The following is a 378-nucleotide window of genomic DNA, read 5'->3' on the forward strand; positions in this document are numbered from 1 at the left end:
CGCCAGCCACCACCAACCCCACGAGGCGGACGCCAAGAACGCGCCGTTCGCCGCCACCGAGCCGGGCATCAGCGGCGCCGAGCTGCTGCTGCCGTTGGCGATGACGCTGGTGCAGGACGGCCTGCTCGACCTGCCGACCCTGCTCGCCCGCCTCTCCCACGGCCCGGCCCAGGCGCTGCGCCTGCCTGCCGGGCGCCTGGCGGTGGGCCAGGCCGCCGACCTGGTGCTGTTCGACCCGCAGGGTTCGACCCTGGCCGGTGAGAGCTGGTACTCGAAGGGGCAGAACAGCCCGTTCGTCGGTCACTGCCTGCCGGGACGAGTGCGCTACACCCTGGTGGACGGACACCTGACCCACGAGGGTTGATCCCTGCCACCATG

1 protein-coding gene is annotated in these 378 nt (G+C 72.5%); it reads left to right on the plus strand.

The window, feature by feature from the left end:
* The coding region (locus FLP08_RS17345; protein WP_156278175.1) for an amidohydrolase family protein at window positions 1-364 on the plus strand (364 nt) is incomplete at its 5' end.
* Window positions 365-378 lie beyond the last annotated feature (14 nt).

This window comes from Christiangramia aestuarii, from assembly GCF_009735585.1.
Lineage (GTDB): Bacteria > Bacteroidota > Bacteroidia > Flavobacteriales > Flavobacteriaceae > Christiangramia > Christiangramia aestuarii.